The 1,302-nt window shown below is 40.9% G+C and carries 1 protein-coding gene and 1 pseudogene; one reads left to right on the top strand and one right to left on the bottom strand.

The features are described from left to right. Positions 1 to 360: 360 nt before the first annotated feature. Positions 361 to 666, top strand: a pseudogene (locus tag OCV47_RS15785) (IS110 family transposase); the annotation flags it as partial. Between the two features lie 37 nt (positions 667 to 703). Here OCV47_RS15785 and OCV47_RS09775 read toward each other — a convergent pair. Next, on the bottom strand, positions 704 to 1,302 hold a 599-nt coding region (locus OCV47_RS09775; protein ID WP_262654897.1), incomplete at its 5' end, for an IS3 family transposase.

Raw genomic sequence — 1,302 nt, 5'->3', positions numbered from 1 at the left:
CCTAGTATAATAATGATGTAGTCAATGAAGACTACTTGATTAACAAGTTTCTATAAATCAGATAACAGAAGAGGGTGTTCTTCCTTCATCAGATGTTATCTTAAATAATTATCATGTCTGACGGTTCCTGATAGACACCAGTTAAAACATAAGGTATTATCTCGTAGGATAGGACAAAGAATGTTCAACTCCTTGGGATGCTGAATCATCAGCAGATACCTACAAGAAAGTCAATTAGTCCATTCGACAGGGTTTTATGTTTTAGCTGGTTGGGAGCCGGAAGGCCATACCCGAATAACGCGCTAGGTTGTGTACCTGCCAGATTGGAAATGGATTCCTATCAGAAAGGAGCTTTTGCTCATGTCAAACAATGTTATTTTTAATCTTGATGAATTATTCATCTCTGTTGGTATTGATGTCGGTGCTGACTTCTCCTGGATGTCTATTGCACTTCCAAACCAACAGTTAGTAGGAAAGCCTTATAAAATCTTACATAGTAGTATGAATTCCCTTACAACTGCTGTTTCTAAAATAAAAGAAGCAGAAGAGTTGTATTCTTTGGAAAGTCGCATTTTCCTGGAATCCACGGGAATTTATCATTACCCACTCTTCTGCTATCTTCGTGATAAGGGTTTTAACTGCTCGGTTATAAATCTGATATTGTCAATATTGGTTGACACATTTATCTCAAAGATATCACTGCCTATGCAGCCAGTCCCAGAGATTCGTAGTATCTCTGGCGCTTGATCATCGGAGGAAGCCCACCGTTAGCAGAGCAGATCCTCCTGTTATTCCAGTAACTGATGAAATATCTCCAAATGAGAACCTTCAGTTCCTCTGTGGTCATAGTCTCCGTATTGTAGCGGTCATAGAGAAGCTCGCTTTTCATTCTGGCCCACATGCTTTCGCATCGGGCATTATCGTGGCACCTGCCACCAGCACTGTTCATGCTTTGAATAATACCGTATTTAGCAAGAACCTTACGATAGGTTTCACTGGTATATTGTGTTCCTCTGTCAGAGTGTACAATAGCCCCTCTCAGATCAGGATATGCCAGATAGGCATTATCCAGGGTATGCTCGCACAAAGTTGCTTTCATGTTGGTTTCCATTGCCAGACCAAGGACACTGGAATCAAAGCAGTCAAAGATAGCTGAAACATATAATTTTCCATCTTTAGCCTTGATTTCGGTGATGTCAGTTACACATTTTTCAAGTGGCTTATCGGATTTGAAATCTCGCTTCAGAAGATCCTCTGACTTACGAGCTTCCCGATCCGCCTTGGTAATACCATTCGGCTTAC

Source organism: Muricoprocola aceti, from assembly GCF_025567005.1.
In the GTDB taxonomy this organism is placed as follows: domain Bacteria; phylum Bacillota; class Clostridia; order Lachnospirales; family Lachnospiraceae; genus Marvinbryantia; species Marvinbryantia aceti.
This window is presented reverse-complemented; position numbering and strand designations above follow the sequence as displayed.